2 protein-coding genes are annotated in these 2,042 nt (G+C 30.3%); one reads left to right on the top strand and one right to left on the bottom strand.

What is annotated here, in order from left to right:
* Positions 1 to 193: 193 nt before the first annotated feature.
* Positions 194 to 1,168, bottom strand: a complete 975-nt coding sequence (locus CN514_RS21425; RefSeq protein WP_176526021.1) for an AAA family ATPase — start codon at positions 1,166 to 1,168, stop codon at positions 194 to 196.
* Positions 1,169 to 1,461: 293 nt separating this feature from the next.
* On the opposite strand from CN514_RS21425, the gene CN514_RS21420 reads away from it, so the two are divergent.
* Positions 1,462 to 1,734, top strand: a complete 273-nt coding sequence (locus CN514_RS21420) for a hypothetical protein (RefSeq protein WP_098234314.1) — start codon at positions 1,462 to 1,464, stop codon at positions 1,732 to 1,734.
* Positions 1,735 to 2,042 lie beyond the last annotated feature (308 nt).

The raw sequence follows: 2,042 nt of genomic DNA, 5'->3' as shown, positions 1-2,042 counted from the left end.
GTGATTGATTATGTTGAGGGATCATTTGTTTTCAAAAATCGAAATCAAATTTTTAATAATCGAATCGGATTAACTTATATTAAATAAGTTTAATATCAATTCCTTTTAAAAAAGAATTTTGGTTTTTTGAATGATTACAAGAGAATAGAATTTTTTTGGAGATGCGATTCTTTGAGGGATATGCGTCTCTTTTTTATAATTTAAGAGAGGGGACAAAATTCATATCTGCTTCACGAAAGAAATAAAGTTTTGCGAGTAATTCATCCCCAAGTAAATGATAAATTTTAGTTGCTCCTTCATTACCATCGTAGTTAATTAACATGTGCATTTCGATGATCCCAACTACAGCTTGAATAAATTCATCTTCAAACCTTAGCTCCGTTAAAAAATGAAATGCAATTTGTGAAGAAACTTTTTCATGACCAAAGTATGAATAATACCCTTTGGTAACCTTATACGTCTTACAGAATACCTTCCCAACATCATGAAACAGAGCTGCCATTTGCAAAATTAGTTTATCTTTCTCTTCGTACATTTCATTAATGTACTCAATGAGTCCGTATGTGTGTTGACATAACGTCATTGAATGAAACGGATTCTCTTGATCAAAACATTCCATTGCTTGAAAAAACGGTACTTTATTGAGTTTATCGAATAACTCTTCGTATGAAACTTCACTTACTAATAGATTTGTTAATTCTTCTTTCGTCATTTCATATGAAAATGGCTCATGAATCGTATGGATGATATCCCATCCTTCATTTTTTAAAGGAAAATCAAGATTCTTCCTCATCTTAACAAGAATTCGATCTTCTACAACACGCTTTCTCTTGTTATTACGGTCTACACAAACCTCATACGGCACATCCATGTAATAGCACTCTTTGTGAACATCTACGAATTTATTTAATGCTTTCATTCGTCTTTCCCGTTCAATATTTGTAACATCAATGAGAACACTTTTCCCTTCAGCAAGTAAACGATTGGCTCTTTTGTATAATTCCATATACAAAAGATTCGTCCTCTTTTGCTTATTTACATTAAAGAATAGTGTTTGACGTAACTCATCAGTGGATAAAATAATGGCTTTTTCTTTCTTGGCGATTTGTTTAGCCATTTCACTTTTCCCACTACCAGGAATGCCAATCATATAAATCAATTTTTGCATTATACTTCCTCCTTTATCTAAAAGGCAGATAAATAAGGAATTACGATTTGATGGAGCGAAAGATGGAATCGAACACTTCCGCACTTTATAGTATATATTCCAAAGAAAGCTACTGATAGCAAAATTTTACTTATTTTGAATTATCTACCGTATTTTATAATCGAAATTAATTAGTAAGTGGTATAACTTCGTAAACTTTTAGTGCTAACTTAATTTTAAAAAAGTTTTTCGAAAGTATAGAGTTTTTTGAATTTTGAACTTAAAATAGATTGAAACGTGAGAGGGGAAAGGAAATGTATATTTTAGGGATACTGGAGTTATTCGTCACTATTGTATTGTTAGTGTTGGTTTATCAAAAGAGAGAAAATAAAGAAGAGACGAAGATGGGGTGGAAAATATTTGGATATTGGTTTTTAGGTACTTTCAAATTTTATATAAATACTTTTAGCATACCTCTGGGCTTTGTCTTATATTTATTGGTAATGCGTCCTAAAACCAATATAAAAACTAAACGCTATGCAGCTTTGATTGGTCTTGCAGGATTTATTATCAATCTATTTTTATAATTTCCGAGAACTTTATATATTGAAAATACTAGCCTGACAAGGTATTGAATTGACCCATTAGTATTTTAAAAGATGCTTTTTCCATGAAGTAGTAGGATACGGGATTAATTGGATAGTTTGTGATATGATTTAAAATAAAAACATATACTCTAGTGATGTATATTTTTTTACACTTTAGGGGATGGAGATATGAAATTTGAGATGCAAAAAGCGAATATGTTGGCTGAAGATATAAATGATTTTGTCAAATTAGTAAATAATAGCTATGAAAATAGTAAATACACATCTACTAATAATAAAGACAAAAT

Source organism: Bacillus sp. AFS001701, assembly GCF_002559405.1.
Classification (GTDB): Bacteria; Bacillota; Bacilli; order Bacillales; family Bacillaceae_G; genus Gottfriedia.
This window is presented reverse-complemented; position numbering and strand designations above follow the sequence as displayed.